Consider the following 19,689-nt stretch of genomic DNA (forward strand, 5'->3'; position numbering starts at 1 on the left):
TACCGTCGTGCCTCGCACGCCGCCGCGCTGACCGCGGACGGCCTCTACCGACACGCCATCCAGCCGCAAGCCGGCCACCAGCGCGCGCAGCCGCTCCAGCGGCCACCCGGCGTCGAGCAGCGCGCCGAGGAGCTTGTCGCCGGAGGCGCCGGTCGCCGCGACGTCGAGGTGGGCGATCCTCACGGGGAGAGCTCCTCGCCGCGGGCGTCCCCAGCGGGCGCCAGGTTGATGCGTGCGGCGAGCGCGGCCGCGCCGAACCCGTTGTCGATGTTGACGACCCCCACGCCTGCGGCGCAGCTGTTCAGCATGGCCAGCAGCGCGGCGAGGCCGCCGAGGCTGGCTCCGTACCCCACCGAGGTCGGCACCGCTATCACCGGCACGGGCACGAGTCCCGCGACGACCGAGGGCAGCGCGCCCTCCATCCCGGCCACGGCGACCACGACCCTCGCGGAGCGCAGCAGCTCGGCGGCCGAGAGCAGGCGGTGCACGCCGGCGACGCCGACGTCGAACAGCCGGGTGACCCGGCAGCCCATCACCTCGCAGCACGCCGCGCACTCTTCGGCCACCGGCAGGTCCGCGGTCCCGCCGGTGGCCACGACCACGTGGCCCTCCTGCATGCGCCTGGCTCGCCGATCGACGACGACGAGACGCGCCGCGTCGTCGTAGCGGACGTCCGGCGCCGCCTCGGCGACCGCCTCGGCGTGCGCCGGCTCCGCGCGGGTCCCGAGGAAGACGTCGCCGGCGGCCAGCAGCTCCTCGGCGATGGCGCGGACCTGTTCGGGCGTCTTGCCCTCGCAGTACACGACCTCCGGGAAGCCGCAGCGCAGCTCGCGGTGGTGGTCGACCTTGGCATGACCTATGTCGCCGAAGGGGAGCCGCTCGAGGCGTGCGAGCGCCTCGGCCACGGTGACCTCGCCCGCGGCGAGCGCTTCCAGCATCCGCCGGATCGGTCCGTCCACACGTCCCTCCTCGCCCCCGTTGTGCCCGTTCCGGCTGTATACTCGTCACATCCTAGCGCAGGTGCTGCTGCTGCCCTCACAAGGGGCGCCTTCCCCGATCGGGGACGGGCGGGAAGGGAGGATCGGCTTGCCGGACGATCGGATCCCGGACGATTCCATCGGCAAGGGTGCGTACATGGGGGCCCGAATCGCGCTGACCGGGCTCTTCCTCTTCATGTTCGTCGCCGGGGTGGTCCGGCCGGACCCGGGTGCGCGGGCGGCGCTGTTCTGGGTCTCGGTGTGCGTGCTCGCCGTCGCCGGCGTCGCCACCTCGGCGGCGAGCAGGCGCGGCGAGTCTCTCTATCGCAGGGTGATATGGGCTGCGTTCCCGTTCGACGTAGCCGCGCTCTCGGTGCTCGTCTACGCGCTCCACGACAAGGGGGACCCCCTCTACCCGCTCCTTCTCGGGCTCGCGCTCTTCTACGCCGCGATGGCGCCGCCGAGGTGGGGGTGGGCCGCGGTGTCGGTCACCGTCGCACTGTTCCACGTGGGGGCGCATCTCCTGGCTCCCGAGCCGGACTCGCCGTCCACGTTCGCATTACTGTTGGTCGGCTCCGGCATGATGGTCTTCTTCGCGTTCGTGGTCTCGACGAGCCTGCGGCGTCAGCTCGCGCGCGAGCACGAGGTCCGCCGCGCGCACGAGGAGGTCGAACGCCTCAACGAGCACATGGAGCGGCGCCTGACGGAACTCCATGCGGTCTCCGAGATCTCCGAGATGATCCACTCCAGCCTGGATTTCGACAGCATCGGGCCCGTCGTCATCGACATCATCCAGAAGGTCATCGACATCCCCGCCGCGTCGCTGTTCGTCATCGACAAGGCGCGGGCCGAGACGCTGTTCTCGGCGAGCGGAGCCACGCAGTCCCCGATGTACTCGCCGACCTCGGGGGTGGCGCAGATCCTCGAGGGCGAGGACGTCCACTTCAGCTGCTTGTCCGTGCTGGACCGCGACAACGTGATGGTCGTGTTCTGCGCGGCCTCCGCCGCGCTGGAGGCCATACGCCCCGAGGACAAGCTCGTCCTGCAGACGATCGCCGGGGAGCTGGTCGTAGCGGTGGAGAACTCGCGCCTCTACAAGCTGACGAAGCGGATGTCCGTGACCGACGAGCTCACAGGCCTGTACAATTACCGCTACCTGCAGCAGCGCCTCGACGAGGAGGTCGAGCGCGCGAGACGCTACGAGAAGAGCCTGTCGCTGCTGATGCTGGACGTGGACGACTTCAAGCGCTACAACGACACCCACGGCCACATCGCGGGGGACCGTGCCCTCTCGGCGCTCGGGCGGGTCGTGCACTCGTGCGTCCGCGAGGTGGACGTCGTGGCACGCTACGGCGGCGAGGAGTTCTCCGTGCTGTTGCCCGAGACCGACGAGCCGGGTGCCTACGTGGCCGCGGAGAAGGTGCGCGAGGCCATCGGCAGGTACCGGTTCATCGAAGCGGACAGCGACCCGACTCACCTCACGGTCAGCATCGGGGTCGCGAGCATGCCGGGACACGCTTCGGACAAGGAGGGGCTGTTGCAGCAGGCCGACGAGGCCCTCTACCAGGCCAAGAGCTTCGGTAAGAACCGCGTGCGAACGCCGAGGAAGGGATCCTTCCAGGACGCCGGCGAGGTGGCGGGGGAGGCCGTGTGAGCCGCTTCGCGTTCCTCGGACCGGCGGGGACCTTCACCGAAGAGGCCCTGCTCAGCCTCGGGCTCCCCGGGGTGGAGCCGGTGCCGTGCGCCTCGATCGAGGACGTCTTCGCCGCGGTGGAGTCGGGCGATGCCGCGAGAGGCATCGTGCCCATCGAGAACTCCGTCGAAGGCAGCGTGAACGCCACGCTCGACGCGCTCGCGTTCGACTCCAGCGCGATCATCCAGCAGGAGCTCGTGCTCGACATCCGTCACGCGCTGATGGCGGCCCCCGGCGTGAGGTTGAGCGACGTGACGGCCGTGGTGAGCCACCCGCAGGCCACCGCGCAGTGTCGCCGTTGGCTGGCCGACAACCTCCCCGGCCGCCCGGTAGTGGCCGCCAACTCGACGGCCGAGGCCGTGCAGCGCGCCGTCTCCGAGCCCGGTCTCGCCGCGGTCGGGACCCGGCTGGCCGCCGAGCTCTACGGCGCGGTCGTGCTGGAGCCCTCCGTCGAGGACTACGCGGGCAACCAGACGCGCTTCGTGGTCATCGGGCGGGAGGTCATGCGGCGCACCGGCGATGACAAGACGTCGCTCGCGCTGTTCATCCGCGCCGACAAGCCCGGCGCGCTGCTGATGATCCTCTCCGAGTTCGCCTACGGCGAGATCAACCTGACGAAGATCCAGTCCCGTCCGACCAAGAAGGCCCTCGGCGAGTACATGTTCTTCGTGGACCTGCAGGGCCACCTGGAGGACGAGAACGTCATCCTGGCGCTCGAGTGCCTGCGCCTGAAGCTGCGCGAGGTCAAGGTGCTGGGAAGCTACCCGAGGGCGCCCAAGCGCGCCGAGTCGGTGTAGGCGGGCCGCTCGGGAGCGCTCTCGCCGCGCGCCGGGGACGTCCCGCCGCGCAGGGGCCGTCCGCCGGGCGAGGCCGCTAGGGCGACGCCGACTCGGCCGGAGGGCGCTCGTAGACGTGACCGGCATCGAGCACGTCGGGGTCGCGGTCCAGGTCGCGGACCGCCGCTTGCGGGTCGCGCTCGCCCACGGAGAGCACGAACGTGCCGTCGCCCGTAGGCACGGCCCCCTCGAGGGGCAGGCCGTTGCGGCGCAGGACCGCCGGGAGGGCGTCGGCGTCCTCCACCACCACGCCGACGTACCGAGTCGACGAGGGCAGACCGGGCTCATCGCCTATGACGAAGCCGGCGAGCCCTCCTCCGAGCGTGCCGGCCGGACCCGCATGGAACGGCCGCATCAGCAGCGCCACGACGGCCAGCGCGACGACGGCCAGCGCGACGACGGCGAAGACCTTGGTGAGCGCGCGCTCGCGGCGCTCGTTCCCGGCCGGTCGCAAGCTGTGACGTCCCATCCCCGCTCCCCGTCCTCCCTCGCGGCGCGCACGGAGCGGCGCCCTCGGACTCGGATTGTACCGCGGGACCTTGTATCAGAAGCCGTTATTGATATCATCACTCCTAGGAATCCTACGATCCGTTCCGGGTGAGCCGGAGAGAGCACAGCGATGCCCACGCGTAGAGTCGACCTCCACAACCACACCCCGTACGTCTACGCGGACTACCACAGGCCCGAGGCCTCGGCCGAGGAGGTCGTCGCAGCGGCGGCGGACGCCGGCATCGACGTCTTCGGCGCCACGGATCATTTCTCGGTGGCGTTCTGCCGCAGGCTCATCGAGGTCGCGGCGTGGCGGGCGGCGGGGGGCGGCGGGAGGGTGCTCGTGCTGCCCGGCGCCGAGCTCAAGGTGCGCCACGGCGACGACGAGGTGCACCTCATCGCGCTCTTCCCGCCGGACGGCTCGCTCGAGAAGCGCTTCGACACCCTGACGCTGATGCTGGACCTGCCGACGCCGGTCGCGCATGTGGAGCGGCTCGCCGACGTCGTGTGCGCTCGCGACCCCGTCGAGGTCGCCCGCGCGGTCGCCACGCTCGGGGGGGTGTGCCACGTGGGCCACGCCGACAGGCGTTTCGGCGAGTACTGCCTGGTCGACAGGCCGGTCCTCGGCAGGCTCGCCGCCGAGCCGTCCGTGAGCGCGGTCGAGATGCTCGACCCGCGCCTCGCCCACGGCCGGCTGAGCTCCGCGACCATCATCCGCTCCTCGGACGCACACTCCCCCGAGGAGATCGGTCGTCGCACCGCGGAGCTGCCGATGCCCGAGCTCAGCTTCGAGGGGCTGCGCCGCGCGCTCCGGTCGGAGCGCATGAGCCTGCCCGCCTGACTCGGCTCCTGCCGCGCGCCCCCGCCGGCGAGCACCGCCGAACCCCGTGGGGGTGGCAGGGCGCCGCGCGGGGTCACTCCACGGTGAACGGCTCGTACGTTCCCGGCCACGCCGGTCCCGCATCCGGATGGAGCCGCGCCCCGAGGTAGCGGGTCGTGCCCCGCAGGTTGAGCAGCATCGGCATCAGGTCGCGCCCCTCGAACTGCCCGAGGACGCCTTCCGCGCACGCTCCCTCTCCGAAGAGCGTCACGCCGTCGGGCCGCACGCACGGGCCGAGGAGCAGCAGCGGCACGGGGTCGCCGGAGTGGATGAGCCCCGTGCCGGCGGGGGTGCCGTGGTCGGCGGTGACGACGACGAGCGTGTCGCGGGGCAGGGCAGGCGCGCCGGGCATCGGCGCCCGGTCGCGGGCCGCGGGCAGCAGAGCGGCCAGAGCCTCGTCGAGCCGGGCGATCACATCGCGCTTGCCCCGCGGGTCCTTGCGGTGCCCCGCCTCGTCGGGCGCCTTGGTGTGCACGTGCACGAAGTCCGCGCCGTCCTCGAACGCCCGCGCCGCCTCCGCGATCCGGCCCGTGAGGTCCTCGGCGGGGTCGGGGAGGTAGGGCGGCTCCCGGTGCGCGAGCCCGAGCCCGGCGGCGAGGCCGCGGAACAGGGTGCCGGTGGAGACGCTGGCGCCCCGCATGCCGGTGAGAGACTCGAAGCGCGGCAGCGGGCGGCGGCGCCCGGTCCACTTCACGAGCACGAAGTCCGCGCGGCGCTCGGGGGGAGCGCCGCGGCTGAGGGGGTGCGCCGAGAGCGCGCGGTACGCGTGGCGCAGGTAGGCGGTGACGGCCTCGGCTGTGCGCAGCGCGGCGTCCGGGTCCGGGGCGCCGGTGAGCGGGCGCACGGCCGCGACCGGCCGTCCGGGGAAGAACGGGTCGCAGTCGGTGACGTGCTGGCTCGCCGCGCCACCGCTCGCCGCCCCCGAGCCGCGCACCGTGAGGATCCCCTGCCGGTCGCGGGTGAACGTCAGCCGGAGCGACAGCCCGCCGTGCTCGAAGGCGGCTATCTCCTCGGCCAGTTCCCGGCAGACCTCGTCGGAGACGGCCGCGAAGTGCCGCGCGAGCACGAGCGAGCCGTCCTCGCGCCGCTCGGTCGTGCAGAACAGCGCGCGGAAGGCGACCTCGTCGGTGGAGAGCTCCACCCCGTCGCCGGCGGCCTCGAAGACCGAGCGCCCGGGGTAGAGCGCCTCCGGGTAGCCGAAGAGCACGAAGTGCGCGAGGTCGCTGCCCGGCGCACGCCCGCGGCCGAGCGGGTGCATGAGGCCCGTGGCCGCGGACGATGCGAGGCCGTCGAGGTTCGGGGTGCGCGCGGCCTCCAGCGGCGTCAGCCCGTCGAGCTCGGGCCAGGGCCGGTCGGCGAGGCCGTCGAGGATGACGAGCAGGACGCGTGGGAGCCCTGGCGTCCTCGCGTCCCCCGCCACCTATGTCACCCCCTCGAGCACGTCGCGCACGATCGCCTCGTAGTCGGGCCGCCGCTCCGGCGCGCTCTCGTCGCGGCCGAGGTCGTCCCACCCGAGATCCCGCCACGCCCGCACGATCGCGCGGCCCGCCGGCCGCAGGAACTCCTCGGCGTAGCGGGCGTACGCGTCCTCGTCGAAGATGACGCACCCGTCGAGCGCGACGTAGTTGCCCGACAGCACGCATCCGAGCTGCCCGGCGGCGGGGTCCCACTCGTCGCCGACGATCCGCGCGATCTCATCGCCGCTCTCGACGGCCCGGATCGGCTCGACCAGCTCGACCCCGGCGTCTGAGAGCACGTCGATCGCGACGTCGATGGCGAGCGGCGTCTGCGAGAGCTTCAGCCGCCCGCCGTGCGTGTCGCGCTCGCCGGCCACGACCGGCACGCGCCCGAGCCGCCAGGAGAGCGGCACGCGGCACAGGTGCAGGTAGAGGTGGCACGCAAGGCACGGCGAATGCATGCCGAAGAGCCGGTGGATCTCGGAGGCGAACCGCGCGTTGAGCGCCGACCACATCGCGGTGTCGCCCAGCGAGACCGGGTCGAGGACCTCGGCTTGCGAGCGGACGCGGCGGCGGAGCAGCTCGACCGCGCGGAGGGGCGCGCGTTCGTCGCCGGCCTGGGTGCCGGTGTGCGCGACCGTCGGCAGCAGCGCCTCGAACCCGCGTTCGCGAGTCGCGACGATGCCGGCCGCGACGCTGTCGCGCCCCGCGATCTCCACGATGGCGAGGCGGCGGGAGGAGGAGGCCGGATGGGGCAGGGGACGGGCGATCCCGGTGAGGGTCTCGAGCGCTTCCATACGAGGAGTGTATCGAAGACGGCGCTCGACGCCCCCGCTTCATCGCTACGCGAGAGTGCCGCTTCCGCCCCCACCCGCCCCGCTGCCTCCGCGAGACGCTCGTCCGCGGTCACCGGGGGCGGCCGCCCGCCCGGGCTACTCGCTGCGCGCGTGGCAGTAGGAGCAGAACGTGTCGCTGTGGCACTCCCAGCAACGCTCCGGTCCCTTGTCGTTCACCACCACCGGATGGCGGTCGAGCCAGCCCTCCTCGTGGTTCACGTGGCACTTGCGGCAGAAGTTGGACTCGTGGCACGCGAAGCAGCGCCGGGTGTCGTCGCGGGCGTGCTCCGAGTGCGTCGCCAGCCACTGTGCCTTGGGCGTGTGGGACGGCGGGCGGTCGGAGTGGCACTGGTCGCAGAAGGACAGACCGAACTCGTGGCACTTGAAGCAGTTGTCGCGTCCGACCTCGAGCGCCTTCGGCCCGTGCTCGGCCAGCCAGTCCTCGCGCTCGTGCTCCGGCGACCAGGGCAGCACGCGCCCGCCGTGGCAGCCCTTGCACTCGCGCGGCGCGATGATGTGGCTCAGGTAGTGCCGTTGGTGGCGGAAGGCGGACCTGCCGGAGTGGCACGTCGTGCAGTCCACCTCGAAGTCCTCGGGCACCATCGGCGAGTTCTCCTCCAGGCCCGGGAACTCCGAGTGGCAGTCCTTGCAGAACCCCACGTCGACCATCCTGACCGAGAAGGTGCTCGTGCGCTGCTTGAGGCTGATCTCCCGATGACAGTCCGGGCACCCCAGCCCCGGGAGCAGGTCGCTGGTGAGGTGGATGCGGTGCAGCGGCAGCTTGGAGGAGGTCTTGTCCCCGTGGCAGGCCACGCACCGCTCGCGCGGCACGTCCGACGCCGCGGCGTGCAGCCCCTCCAGCGCCTCGCGGTCCGCGACGGGCTGCGTGGTGTTCGCGATGCGCCAGGCTGCGGTCTTCCATGTGGCGGCCGGGCTCTCCTCGGGCGTGCTCGTCAGCAGCGAGACCACGATGAGCGCGTTGAGCACGACGGACGCCGCGAGGAAGCGCTTGACCGAACGTGTCAGGGCGGGGGACACGGGGCGCTCCTACTCCACGTACCCGAGGATGCTCAAGCCGACGATGCCGATCGTCAGCACCACGCACGCCGTGATGGCGAACAGGCGCTCCGCAGGCTTGCGCGACGGGTTGCGGTCCAGCCACGGGATGGCGATGAGGAACAGGATCCCCACCGCCGGCACGAGAGTGCCGACCAGCGGCGGGACGAAGTGCAGGAACGCGTAGAGGAACAGGAAGTACCACTCGGGCTTGGACCCCTCGGGCGTGACCGCGGGGTCGGACTTGATGTCCAGATGGGCCGGCATGAAGATCGCCAGGAACGTGTAGAGGGCCAGCAGGATCATCACCGCGGTGGCTTCCGTGATGACGTGGTACGGGAAGAAGGGCACCGTGGGCTGTCCGTCCCACTCGGGATGCCCGTCCTCCGCCGGCGCCGCGGCGGCCAAGCCCACCGGGATGCCCGGCTCGACCTGTTCCAGTCCGGCTTCCCGCGAGAGCTCGGGTATCCTGGCCATTCTCATCGACGCCTCACAGCGGTCCCGAGATGCCCTGCTTGCGGATCATCCAGAAGTGCATGACCAGCAGCACGCCGAGCGCGGCGGGCAGCAGGAAGACGTGGCCGGAGTAGAAGCGCGTGAGCGTGGGGGCGCCGATGGCCTCGCCGCCCATCACCACGCCCGCCATGGCGTTCCCGACGAGCGGCACCTGCTTGATGAGCGAGATGGTGACGGTGGAGCCCCAGTACGCCTTCTGGTCCCACGGGAGCAGGTAGCCGGTGAGCCCGAAGCCCATGGTCACAACGAACAGGAAGACGCCGGCGACCCAGTTGAACTCGCGCGGGTTCTTGTACGACGCGGTGAGGAACACGCGCAGCATGTGGATGACGATGAAGACGACCATCAGGTGCGCGCCCCACACGTGGATGGACCGGATCAGCCAGCCGTAGTGCACGTAGTGTGAGATGTAGAAGACGCTCGCGTAGGCGCGCTCGGGGGTGGGCTGGTAGTACATCGTGAGGAAGACGCCCGATAGCACCTGCAGCACGAACACGAAGAACGTCAGTCCGCCGAAGCAGTACCAGACGCGCCTCGCGTGCGCCGGCACCGGCTTGTCGAGCAGGTTGCGGTGCAGCCGGTCGGTCAGGTCGAAGCGCTGGTCGAAAGGGCGCGCGATGCTCGCGAGTATCCTGCTCATCTCTCGTCACGCCCTGTCGAAGCCCGACACGACGACCTCATCGCCGACGACCTCCAGCCTCGCCGCGTACATGTCGCGAGGCGCCGGGCCACCCAGTACCGTCCCGTCCAGCGCGAAGGAGCTCGCGTGGCACGGGCAGTCGAACTCCCGGGTGGACTGGTTGAAGTGGAGCTTGCACGCTACGTGGGGGCACGCGGCATCCAGGCCGGACACCGTGCCGTCCTCGGCGAGCACCAGGAAGAGCACGTCGTCACCGTACTCGACCAGCAAGGGCTCTCCCTGGCGCAGGTCGCTCAGGCGCGCCACGGCGAGGGGCCCCATCTTGGTCTTGCCGTCGATGCTGCGCTCGGGCGGCGTCACCGCCTTGGCGATCGTGCCGCCCGAGAGCAGCGCCGTCGCTCCCAGGGACGCGCCTGCCAGCCATCCCAGGAAGCTGCGACGGTCCACGTCTTGGGCCATCCCGGCTACCGCGTCTGCTCCACGGCGGCGGGGAGGACCGGAGCCGGGTTCTCGGGCGTGTGCTCGGCGGCGCCGGCGGCGCCGACGGTGCCGGCAGTCCCGACGGTGCTCGCGAGCAGCGACAACGCCCTGGCCGGCCCGCCGCAGATGCTCTCCATCCGGGCCGCGAGATGGAAGAGCCCTCCCGCGATCAGCATGGGGACGATGAACACGAACGCCACCAGCACCCACAGGGCGGGCTCCCACCCGGCGACCAGGCCCCAGAGGACGCCGGCGCCGGAGAGGCCGTACAGCAGCAGCGCTGCCGCACGCTCGAACCACCAGCCCAACAACAGAACGAAGACCGTCAGCGCGAAGGGGACGGCGGCGGTGCCGACCGCCTGCGCGAAGGGGACGTCTTTGAACGCGTAGGGTCCCGAGAACGCCGCGGCCACCCAGAACACCCCGCCCCCGACCACGACCCCCCGCGCCGCGATCCGCTCGAAGTTCATGCGCTCGGGGTCGCATACCGCTCCGGTGCGAACGAAGACGCTCATAGCCCCGCTCCTTCCTTCCGGCCCGCCGAGGGTAGCCGTCGGCAGGGGCGGCCTATGCCGCTCTGAAGTCAAGGTAGCCAGGGATTCGTAAGGGACGGTCAGCCGCTCGTTAGCGTTGTGTTAGCCTGCCTCGTCCACGCGGGCCTAGCCCGCGACGTCGGCCACACTCCGGCGGCTCCGGCACCCGCCGGCACAGGGCAGGGTGAAGCGGAAGACGCTGCCCGAACCCGGCCGCGATTCGACTTCGATCCCGGTGCCGTGGGCCTCCGCGATCTCCTTCACGATCGCGAGCCCGAGGCCGGCGCCCTGGCCCCCTCCGCCGTACCCCTCCACCCGGTAGAAGCGCTCGAAGAGCAGCGGGAGGGATTCCTCGGGTATCCCGGGACCGCTGTCGGCGACCTCCACCACGAGGCCGGCCCCCTCCACGCGGGCCCCCAGCACCACCTCACGGCCCGCCGAGGCGTACTTCACAGCGTTGTCGACCAGGGCGATCAGGGCCTGCATTATGCGGTCGCGGTCCGCCAGCACGCACAGCCGGCCCGGTGCGAGGTCGGTGCGCATGGCCATCCCGGCCTCCTCCATCACCGGGCGCATCAGCGCCAGCACGTCCTCGGCGATCTCGGAGAAGGCGTGTGGGCGCATGTCGACGTGCAGGCGCCCGGCGTCGGACTGCGCGAGCGTGAAGAGGCTCGCGACCAGGCGGCTCAGCCGCTCGACCTCCAGGCGCATCGTGGACAGGAAGTCCTCGCGGACGCGCTCGTCCTCCCTCGCCGGGCCCTGCAGCAGCTCGAGGAAGCCCTTCATCGCCGAGATGGGGGTTCGCATCTCGTGGCTGGCGTGCGCGATGAAGCGCCGCTGGGCCTCGTCGGCGAGGGTCTGCTCGGTGACGTCGGAGAGCAGCAGCACGACCCCCGAGGGACTGTCGTCGCCGAGGATCGGCGTCGCGTGGACGCGCAGGATACGGCGGCCCAGCTCGACCGTGTCCCAAGACGGCCGGCCGGCAAGGCCCTCATGCGCGAGGCGCAGGACGTCCTCGTGGACGATCGCCTCGTCGACGTACCTTCCGAGCAGGTCCTCGGCCTTCATGAACAGGATGGTCTCGGCCGCGGGGTTGAGGATGCGCACCGCCCCGTCCGCGTCAAGCGCCACGACCGCCTCGGCCATCGACCGGACGACAGCGGCGATCTCGCGCTCCTGCTCGCGCAGCGCCTCGAAGACCTCGCCGAGCCGCTCGGCCATCACGTTGTAGACGTCCGCGAGGTCGCGGATGTCGTCGGGCATCAGGGACTTGGGGAGACGCTGGTCGAAATCCCCCTCCGCGATCGCATGCGCCGCGCGCGTGAGCAGATGCACGCGCCGCGAGATGATCTCGGAGAAGCCGAGGCCGACCAGACCCGCGACCATCGACGCGAGCCAGAACGTGGTCCGCAGCCGCGAGCGCGCCGCCTCCAGCACGAGCCCTGCATCGCGGGTCGGGTGCGCGACGACGACGCTGCCCGCGCGGCGGCCCTCGTGGTCGAAGACCGCGCGGGAGGCGATCGCGAGCCCGTCCTCGGAGACCGTCGCTTCGGCGAACGGCGGGCTGTCGGCGAGCCCCTCGACCTGCGCGCGCCGCAGCAGCGCCTCCGGCACGGCGTCGCCGTGGCTGCCGACGATCTCGGTGCCGGTCAGGTCGTACACCCACACCTCGCCGCCGAGCAGCGAGCGGATCCGCTCGACGTCGCCGCGCAGCCGCTCGCGGCTCTCCACCGTGAGGGGGTAGGCGCGGCCCGCCGCGGCAGCGACCTCGCCGGCAGCGCGCAGCTGCTCCTCGGCGGCGGCCGTCTCGAGACGGCCCTCCAGCCCGGGGATCAGCAGCGCCCAAAGCAGGCCCATGGCCACGCCCACGACCGCGACGAACAGCGCCGTCTGCCACAGCCGCACCGAGACGCGGGGGCGGCTCCTAGTCATGGGGGCTCAGCCGGTAGCCGAGGCCGCGGGCGGTGAGCAGGCGGCGGGGCCGCGCCGGGTCGTCCTCGATCTTCTCGCGGAGGTTGTGCACGTGCACGTCCACGGCGCGCTCTCCCCCCGCCGTCTGTCCGCCCCAGAGGGCGTCCAGGATCGACGCGCGGGAGAAGACCCGCCCAGGGTGGCGGGCGAGCAGTGCGAGGATCCGCAGCTCGGATGCGGTCAGTTCCACGGGCCGGCCGTCGATGCGCGCCTCCATGGCCTCGAGGTCGAGGTGCAGGTCGCCCACGCGCAGCTCGTGGCGCTCGGAGGCCGCGTCCATGTCACGCCGCCGCAGCAGCGCCTTGACACGGCTGACGAGTTCGCGAGGGGAGAAGGGCTTGATGACGTAGTCGTCCGCGCCGAGTTCGAGGCCGAGGATGCGGTCTATCTCCTCGGCGCGGGCCGACAGCATCAGCACGGGGACGCGGCTGGCCGCGCGCAGCTCGCGCAGGAGGTCCAGCCCCGAGCCGTCGGGCAGCATGACGTCGAGCACGACCAGATCCGGCTCCCGGTCGCGCAGCGCCTGCCGGCCGCGCTCGGCATCGGGAGCCACGCGGACGGTGAAGGCGGCCTCTTCCAGCGCGTATCGGACTATCTTCGCGATCGACTCCTCGTCGTCGACGACGAGGATGCTCTTGCGCTCCATCGACGCCCCCGTGCCGGCCGGGTGTGTTCGGGCATCTCCGGCCCAGCAATCCCCGCACCGACTCGTGTCGCCGCTCCGCTATACTCCGAGCCGACGGTCGCGGGCCGGGCCCCGCCCTCAAGGAGGCAGTATGCTCGACGCGCGCTGGGTGCGCGAGAACATCGACGAGGTGAGGCGCTCGCTGGAGCAGCGGGGCTCGGATTGGGACGTCGCGGCGTTCCTTGAGTTCGACACGGAGCGGCGCGAGCTGATCGGCCGGGTCGAGGCCCGCCAGGCACGGCGCAACGAGGCCTCCAAGCTCGTCGGCGCGATGATGAAGGAAGGCCGTCGCGAGGAGGCCGAGGAGCTCAAGGCCGAGGTCCGCGAGATCAACGACGAGCTGGACGTCCTCGGCGCGCACCTCGAGGCCGTGGAGCGCGACGTGCGGGAACTGCTGCTCGTCATCCCGAACCCGCCGGACGCCTCCGTGCCGATCGGCGTCGAGGAGCACGACAACGTCGAGGTGCGCCGGTGGGGCGAGCCGCCGGCGCTCGACTTCGAGCCGGCCGCGCACTGGGACCTCGGACCCGCGCTGGGCGCGATCGACTTCGAGCGCGCCGTCAAGCTCGCCGAGTCGCGCTTCATCCTGCTGGGCGGCGCGGGCGCGCGGCTGAACCGCGCGCTCATCAACCTCATGCTCGACACCCACGGGGAGGCCGGATACAAGGAGTGGGCGCCCCCGGCTTTGGCCAACGCAGAGACGCTCACCGGTACCGGTCAGTTGCCCAAGTTCGCCGACGACCTCTACCAGACGACCGAGGGGCTCTACCTGATCCCGACCGCCGAGGTGCCGCTCGCCAACATCCACCGCGACGAGATCCTGGAGGCCGAACAGCTCCCGCTGAGCTACTGCGCGTACACGCCGTGCTTCCGCGAGGAGGCCGGGGCGGCGGGGAGGGACACGCGGGGCTTGATCCGCGTGCACCAGTTCGACAAGGTCGAGCTCGTCAAGTACACGACCCCGGAGCAGTCCGCCGAGGAGCTCGAGTCGATGCTGACGGACGCGTGCCGCATCCTGGAGATCCTCGGTCTGGCCTATCGCGTGATCGTGCTGTGCACCGGCGACATGGGCTTCGCCGCGGCCAAGACCTACGACATCGAGGTGTGGCTGCCTTCCTACGACGGCTACAAGGAGATCAGCTCCTGCTCGAACTGCACCGACTTCCAGGCGCGGCGCGCCCGGATCCGCTACCGCGACCCCGCGTTGTTCAAGGGCACCCGCCTTGTGCACACGTTGAACGGGTCGGGGCTCGCCGTCGGACGATGCCTGGCCGCCGTTCTGGAGAACTACCAGCTCGCCGACGGCAACGTCGTCGTGCCCGAGGCACTGCGACCCTACATGGGCGGCCAGGAGGTCGTCCGCCCGGGTTAGGAGTGCACGGCAGCCTCGCATCGCGCACGCTCCCGACCGTCGACCGGGTGTTTGAGCGATACCCGTCTGGGTATAAACGAGGCGTAGGTGACGGACAGGAGAGCGAGGACGCGGCGAACACCCGCGAGTCGTTCTAGGGGGTGTCTGAGATGTTGTGGACCATAATCGCCATCCTTCTCGTGTTGTGGCTCGTGGGGCTGTTGGCGAACTACACGCTCAACGGCTTCATCCACCTGCTTCTGCTGGTGGCGGCCGTGGTGCTCGTGTACCAGCTGCTGACCGGCAGGCGAGCGGTGTAGCGGGATCGAGCGCGTGCCGCCGCGCGGACCCTCCTCCCCCCTCCCGAGCGGCGGCACCAGGGAAGGCGGCCGTGCCCTTCGGGGCACGGCCGCTTCGCGTCGCTTTCGCCGGCGCGCGGTTCGGGGATAACCGGGTGTGGGATTCGGCCCGGGAGGCGGGTGGCGAGCCGCCGGACGCGGAGGCGAGGATGGACATGTGGATCCAGGTCGCCGGGGCGACGGGGAAGCCCCGACCCACGGTGCTGGTGGTGTTCGGCGCGACCGGTGACCTGATGGCGCGCAAGATCGCGCCCGCCCTGCACCACCTCTGGACCGAGGACCGGTTGCCGTCGCGCTTCGAGGTCGTGGGCTTCTCGCGGCGCGACTGGAGCGACGACCAGCTCCGCGAGCACGTCTCGGGCATCCTGCGCCAGCGCTTCCACGCGGCCGACGAGTCCTTCCTCGGGATGTTCCGCTACCACCGCGGGACCTTCGAGGACGACGCGGCGTACGGGCGACTGGCCGACGACTTGCGCCGGCGCGACGACGAGGCGGGCGAGTGCGCCAACAAGCTCTTCTACCTGGCCGTGCCCCCGGAGCACTACCGTGTGATCCTCGGGCGGCTGGCCTCCTCCGGGCTCACGCGGCCGTGCAGCGACGAGGAGGGGTGGACACGCGTGCTCGTGGAGAAGCCGTTCGGCAAGGACGTGGCCACCTCCCGGGAGCTCGACGAGCTGCTGGGCTCGCTGTTCGCCGAGGAGCAGGTCTACCGCATCGACCACTACCTCGCCAAGGAGATGCTGCAGGGCATCCTGTCCTTCCGCTTCTCGAACAACCTCTTCGAGCCGTCGTGGACGGCCGAGGCCGTGGAGCGCATCGACATCACCCTGCTCGAGGAGATCGGGGTCGAGGGTCGGGCGGGCTTCTACGACGGCGTGGGAGCGCTGCGCGACGTCGGGCAGAACCACCTGCTGCAGATGCTCGCGCTCGTCACGATGGACCGCCCGCGGGTGATGGACGCCTCCTCCATACGGGCGCGGCGCGCGGAGGCCCTGCGGCGGCTGCCGCGGCTCTCCCCGCAGCAGGCCGCCGCTTCGTCGTTCCGCGCGCAGTACGAGGGGTACCGAGGCATCGAGCGCGTGGACCCGCACTCCACGACCGAGACGTACTTCAAGCTGCGCACCACCCTGCGCGACCCGCGCTGGGACGGCGTACCGTTCACCCTGGAGTCGGGAAAGCGGCTGCCCGAGGTCCGGAAGCGCATCGACGTCACCTTCCGCCACCCGCAGCCGTGCCTGTGTCCCCCCGACGGGCGGCACGTGCGCAACCGGGTCAGCTTCACGCTGGAGCCGGAGGAGGGCATCCACATCGGGTTCTGGGCCAAGCGGCCGGGGCTGGAGCTGCGCCTGGAGGAGCGCCGCTTCGACTTCCTGCTCTACGAGCAGGGCCGCGCGCCGTACGTGGAGGAGTACGCCAAGCTGCTGCTCGACGCCGTCCTCGGTGACCAGACGCTCTTCGTCTCCACCGAGGAGGTCCGCGCGATGTGGGGGTTCATCGACCCCTTCCTGCGCGCGTGGGCCGAGGACCTCACTCCGCTCGCGAGCTACGAGCCGGGCTCCGCGGCCATCCTGGAGCAGGCCGACCGCTCGGTGGAGGGCCGCGCGCCGCTGGTGCAGGCGCAGGGGGTGCGCCGCGAGATCGCCGTGATCGGCCTCGGCAAGATGGGCTCGGGCATAGCGCGGAACCTGCTCGACCACGGGTGGCGCGTGGTGGGCTGGAACCGCACTCACGCGGTGGCCGAGGGGATGGCCGCGGAGGGCCTCGAGCCGGCCCGCACCTTCGCCGAGGCCGTGCGCGCGCTCACCCCGCCGCGCGTGGTGTGGATGATGCTGCCCGCGGGGGCGGTGACGGAGGAGGCGTTGCTGGGAGAGGCGGGCGTCGCGCGCCTGCTGGAGCCCGGGGACGTGCTGGTCGACGGAGGGAACTCCTTCCACGCGGACACCGCCGCCCGAGCGCGTGGCATCGTCGAGCTGGGGGTGGACTTCCTCGACTGCGGGACCTCCGGGGGGCCCGCGGGAGCGCGCAACGGGGCCTGCCTCATGATCGGCGGACGCCGCGAGGCCTTCGAACGGTTGCGGCCGCTGTGGGAGGATCTGACCGTCCCCGGCGGTTTCGCCTTCTTCGAGGGCCACGGCGCCGGCCATTTCGTGAAGATGGTCCACAACGGCATCGAGTACGGGATGATGCAGTCCGTGGCCGAGGGCTTCGCGATCCTGCGCGCCTCCCCCTACGGGATCGACCTGCTGAGTGCCGCCGAGGTCTACGCCCATGGCAGCGTGATCGAGTCGCGCCTGCTGGGATGGCTGCGCGGCGCGTACGAGACCTGGGGGACGGAGCTCGAGGGCGTGTCGGGCGTCGTGGGCCGCACCGGCGAGGGGGAGTGGACGGTGCGCGCCGCCGAGGAGCTCGGCGTGCCCGCGCCGGTCATCGCGCGCTCGCTTCGCTTCCGGGTGGAGAGCGAGGCGGCGCCCAGCTACGCCGGGCGGGTGCTCTCGGCGCTGCGCAGCATGTTCGGCGGCCACGCTGCCGAGCGCGAGGCGCAGGTCGAGGCGGCCGCCAGGGGGCGCACGTAGTCGCGCCGCGCGCCGCGGATCGCCTCGGACATGACAGCGAGGGTGGTGTCGAGGACGGGCATCAGCAGGCACGGGTGCTCGACGCGGGACCCGGCCGTCTCGGGGACCTGAAGCGGCGAAGGGGAGGCGCTCCTACTTCACGATCTCGCGGAAGTGCGCCTGGTACCGGCCGCCCTTGCCCGCCGCCAGCGTCTCGTAGCCGGGCACCTCGTAGGTGTGCAGCCGCGCGTCGAGGAAGTCGCTGAAGACCAGCAGCCTGCCGTCGGGCGACAGGTCGAGCGCGGTGCACTGGTTGCCGCCCACTATGGCGTCCAGCGGCTTGCCGTTCGTCGTGTCGAACAGCAGGATCGAGCCCCAGTCAGGGCCGGGCAGGTTGTAGGAGACGGGGTTGTTCCGTCCTCGGCAGGACACGAACAGCACGCGGCCGTCGGGCGAGACGTCGATGGTGTTGGGGTGGCTGTCCACGTCGGCGAACTTGCGCGTCTTCAGCGTGGCCATCTCCGTCACCCACACGACGTCCGAGCCCATGTCGCTCGTGAACAGCACGCCGCGGCGCTCGTCGGCGACCATGTGGCGCATCGCCGCGCCGCGCTTCTCGAGGAACGTCTCGCCCCTGCCGGTGGCGAGGTCGATGACCTGCAGCCGCCCCGTCGCGCTGTTCTCGCCGAAGCCGGCCACGAAGAGCCGCTCGCCGTCGGCGGTGGGGTAGAGCCCGCGGGGCGTGTCCACGGTCGGGATCCTGCGGACGAGTTCGCCGGTCGCGAGATCGATCTCGGAGACGTCGTCGCCCGACCAGTTCGCGGCGTACAGCACCTTCTCGTCGGGCGAGAGGGCCACCACCTTGGTCCACGCCGACCCGGTCTTGAGCCGCCTGAGCACCTTGAACGTCCGGGTGTCGATCTCGAAGACCGAGGCCGACTGCATCTGACTGGCATAGGCGCGCGAGCCGTCGCGGTTGAACACGACCTCCACTGCTCCGGACTCGCCCAGGTCGACGCCTCCGAGCTCCTTGCCGGTGCGCGCGTCGTACGCGACAACGGAGGGCTGGGTCACGAGCGCGGTGACCCACACCTGCCGGTTGTCGGGCGTGATGGCGAGGCCCTTGGGCGCCGGGACGCACTTGAACACGCAGACGCCGTGCAAGAGCTGACCTTCGGGGTCCAGGCGGAAAGCCAGCTTCACGGGCGCGTCGAGGAAGAACTCCCGCGTGACCTCGTTGTAGCCCTCCAGCCGAAGGGCGAGCTCGAGCGGTCCGGAGGGGAGCTCGCCCTCGTAGGGGGCGGTGCCGTTGTAGAGCTCGTCGCCGCCCGAGCTCAGCACGAGCGCCGCTCCCGCCGGCTCCACCGATACCGATACCGACTGGGGCAGCGGCTCCAGCCGCAGCGCCACCCGCGCGGTCTTGCCGCGCTCCGCCCGCACGGTCGCCTCGGCGGGCTCGAAGCCGGCCCGCTCGACCCGCACGGTGTACGAACCCGGCTCGAGGTCGCGATAGGTCACCGGCGCACCCGTGGGCTCGTCGCTCCCGAAGACGACCAGCGCGTCGGCCGGCGTGACGGAGACGGTCACGACGGCGGGCCGGCCCAGCCACCACCACCCGCTGACGGCGACCATCGCGGCGACCGTGAGCAGCGCCGCCATCGCGGGAAGCGGCGAGCGGCGCCTCCGCCGGGGAGCCCCGCGAAGGTGGCCTGCCGCCGCCGCCGGCGCCGGGGCCCGCCGCCGGGGGCGCGAGACGTCCACGTTCTCCAGGCGCCTCAGCCGCTTGCGAGGGCGCGGCCGCGTCATCGCCGTGCCTCCCAGCGGGCGGCGTCCTCGTCGAGGAAGCGTTCGACGGCGGCGAGGGCCTCTGAGGGGGAGCCCGTCTCGACGAGGCGGCGCGACCGGCGGTAGGGGTCGAACGCAGCTCCGAGATCGAAGCCGAGCGTGACGACCGGGCGGTCCGCCTTGAGCGCGAGCGCTGCCTCGGACAGCGTGCCGGCCTCCCCCGGCAGCACGACGACCACGCGGCTGGACAGCACGTTGACGACGTTCCGGGCGTCGCCCATGCCCGTGAGGATCGGGACGTCGATGTCGCGCGCGGTCCCCGCGAGATCGACGCCGGGCAGCACGCCTACGACGAGCCCGCCCGCCCGCTTGGCCCCTCGCGACGCGGCCGCCATGACACCGGCGTCGCGTCCGCCGGTCAGGACCACCCAGCCGCGCGAGGCTATCAGCTCGCCCAGGCGCTCCGCGTCCGCGGTCACGCCCTCGCTGCCGACCCCGCCGCCCATCACGCCGATGACGGTCTCGATCGCCGGGCTCCTAGCTCCCCTCGGGAACCTCCGGCCACCAGGGTACTCGAAGCCGGGGCGCGACGG

At 71.8% G+C, this 19,689-nt stretch carries 20 protein-coding genes; 6 read left to right on the plus strand and 14 right to left on the minus strand.

All coding sequences use genetic code 11. The annotated features are described in order from the left end of the window. On the minus strand, nt 1-183 hold a 183-nt coding region (locus tag IBX62_04875), incomplete at its 3' end, for a DUF111 family protein (GenBank protein MBE0476417.1). After that, the gene (gene larB, locus IBX62_04880) at nt 180-938 is read right to left on the minus strand and encodes a nickel pincer cofactor biosynthesis protein LarB (protein ID MBE0476418.1); all 759 of its coding nucleotides are present in this window, start codon (nt 936-938) and stop codon (nt 180-182) included. The genes IBX62_04875 and larB, both read right to left, overlap by 4 nt. Before the next feature lie 148 nt (nt 939-1,086). Here larB and IBX62_04885 point away from each other — a divergent pair, with 148 nt between their 5' ends. Both IBX62_04885 and pheA read left to right on the plus strand, forming a co-directional pair. Next, a complete protein-coding gene (locus tag IBX62_04885) occupies nt 1,087-2,631 on the plus strand; it encodes a GGDEF domain-containing protein (protein MBE0476419.1) in 1,545 nt (514 codons plus the stop codon). Continuing rightward, complete coding sequence (gene pheA / locus IBX62_04890; protein ID MBE0476420.1) at nt 2,628-3,467, plus strand: prephenate dehydratase; 840 nt, start codon at nt 2,628-2,630, stop codon at nt 3,465-3,467. The genes IBX62_04885 and pheA overlap by 4 nt, the downstream gene beginning before the upstream one ends. 76 nt (nt 3,468-3,543) lie before the next feature. On the opposite strand, the gene IBX62_04895 is transcribed toward pheA, so the two are convergent. After that, nucleotides 3,544-3,975: a hypothetical protein gene (locus IBX62_04895; GenBank protein ID MBE0476421.1), complete on the minus strand. Its 432-nt coding sequence runs from the start codon at nt 3,973-3,975 to the stop codon at nt 3,544-3,546. A 150-nt stretch (nt 3,976-4,125) separates the two neighbouring features. On the opposite strand from IBX62_04895, the gene IBX62_04900 reads away from it, so the two are divergent. Continuing rightward, entirely contained in the window at nt 4,126-4,836 is a 711-nt protein-coding gene (locus IBX62_04900) for a hypothetical protein (GenBank protein ID MBE0476422.1), read from the plus strand. 73 nt (nt 4,837-4,909) lie between these two features. On the opposite strand, the gene apgM is transcribed toward IBX62_04900, so the two are convergent. The 9 genes from apgM to IBX62_04945 form a co-directional block, all read right to left on the minus strand. Beyond that, nucleotides 4,910-6,295, minus strand: coding sequence for a 2,3-bisphosphoglycerate-independent phosphoglycerate mutase (apgM, locus tag IBX62_04905; GenBank protein ID MBE0476423.1), 1,386 nt, complete (start codon nt 6,293-6,295; stop codon nt 4,910-4,912). Next, nucleotides 6,296-7,129 carry a hypothetical protein gene (locus IBX62_04910; protein MBE0476424.1) on the minus strand — a complete coding sequence of 278 codons (834 nt, stop codon included), beginning with the start codon at nt 7,127-7,129 and terminating at the stop codon, nt 6,296-6,298. It lies immediately after the preceding gene. Between the two features lie 135 nt (nt 7,130-7,264). Continuing rightward, a complete protein-coding gene (locus IBX62_04915; GenBank protein MBE0476425.1) occupies nt 7,265-8,206 on the minus strand; it encodes a hypothetical protein in 942 nt (313 codons plus the stop codon). 9 nt (nt 8,207-8,215) lie between these two features. After that, nucleotides 8,216-8,701 carry a hypothetical protein gene (locus tag IBX62_04920; protein ID MBE0476426.1) on the minus strand — a complete coding sequence of 162 codons (486 nt, stop codon included), beginning with the start codon at nt 8,699-8,701 and terminating at the stop codon, nt 8,216-8,218. A 13-nt stretch (nt 8,702-8,714) separates the two neighbouring features. Further along, nucleotides 8,715-9,380, minus strand: coding sequence for a cytochrome b N-terminal domain-containing protein (locus IBX62_04925; GenBank protein MBE0476427.1), 666 nt, complete (start codon nt 9,378-9,380; stop codon nt 8,715-8,717). 6 nt (nt 9,381-9,386) lie between these two features. Then, nucleotides 9,387-9,839: a Rieske 2Fe-2S domain-containing protein gene (locus IBX62_04930; GenBank protein MBE0476428.1), complete on the minus strand. Its 453-nt coding sequence runs from the start codon at nt 9,837-9,839 to the stop codon at nt 9,387-9,389. A 5-nt stretch (nt 9,840-9,844) separates the two neighbouring features. Continuing rightward, nucleotides 9,845-10,375 (minus strand): hypothetical protein, encoded by a 531-nt coding sequence (locus tag IBX62_04935; protein MBE0476429.1) that lies wholly within the window; start codon nt 10,373-10,375, stop codon nt 9,845-9,847. Between the two features lie 144 nt (nt 10,376-10,519). Further along, nucleotides 10,520-12,325, minus strand: coding sequence for a HAMP domain-containing protein (locus IBX62_04940; protein ID MBE0476430.1), 1,806 nt, complete (start codon nt 12,323-12,325; stop codon nt 10,520-10,522). Next, nucleotides 12,318-13,010, minus strand: coding sequence for a response regulator transcription factor (locus IBX62_04945; GenBank protein ID MBE0476431.1), 693 nt, complete (start codon nt 13,008-13,010; stop codon nt 12,318-12,320). Before IBX62_04945 ends, IBX62_04940 begins: the two co-directional genes overlap by 8 nt. Before the next feature lie 130 nt (nt 13,011-13,140). Here IBX62_04945 and serS point away from each other — a divergent pair, with 130 nt between their 5' ends. The 3 genes from serS (at nt 13,141) to zwf (ending at nt 17,332) form a co-directional block, all read left to right on the plus strand. Continuing rightward, complete coding sequence (gene serS / locus IBX62_04950; GenBank protein MBE0476432.1) at nt 13,141-14,421, plus strand: serine--tRNA ligase; 1,281 nt, start codon at nt 13,141-13,143, stop codon at nt 14,419-14,421. A 149-nt stretch (nt 14,422-14,570) separates the two neighbouring features. Further along, nucleotides 14,571-14,720 (plus strand): lmo0937 family membrane protein, encoded by a 150-nt coding sequence (locus IBX62_04955; GenBank protein ID MBE0476433.1) that lies wholly within the window; start codon nt 14,571-14,573, stop codon nt 14,718-14,720. Between the two features lie 188 nt (nt 14,721-14,908). Further along, on the plus strand, nt 14,909-17,332 hold the full coding sequence (zwf, locus tag IBX62_04960) for a glucose-6-phosphate dehydrogenase (protein ID MBE0476434.1): 2,424 nt from the start codon (nt 14,909-14,911) through the stop codon (nt 17,330-17,332). 132 nt (nt 17,333-17,464) lie between these two features. Here the strand turns inward: zwf and IBX62_04965 are convergent, their stop codons facing one another. Beyond that, nucleotides 17,465-19,117, minus strand: a complete 1,653-nt coding sequence (locus IBX62_04965; GenBank protein ID MBE0476435.1) for a PEGA domain-containing protein — start codon at nt 19,115-19,117, stop codon at nt 17,465-17,467. Then, nucleotides 19,114-19,602: a DNA-binding protein gene (locus IBX62_04970; GenBank protein ID MBE0476436.1), complete on the minus strand. Its 489-nt coding sequence runs from the start codon at nt 19,600-19,602 to the stop codon at nt 19,114-19,116. The genes IBX62_04965 and IBX62_04970 overlap by 4 nt, the downstream gene beginning before the upstream one ends. Nucleotides 19,603-19,689: the final 87 nt, after the last annotated feature.

It is taken from the genome of Coriobacteriia bacterium (assembly GCA_014859305.1).
Classification (GTDB): domain Bacteria; phylum Actinomycetota; class Coriobacteriia; order Anaerosomatales; family Kmv31; genus Kmv31.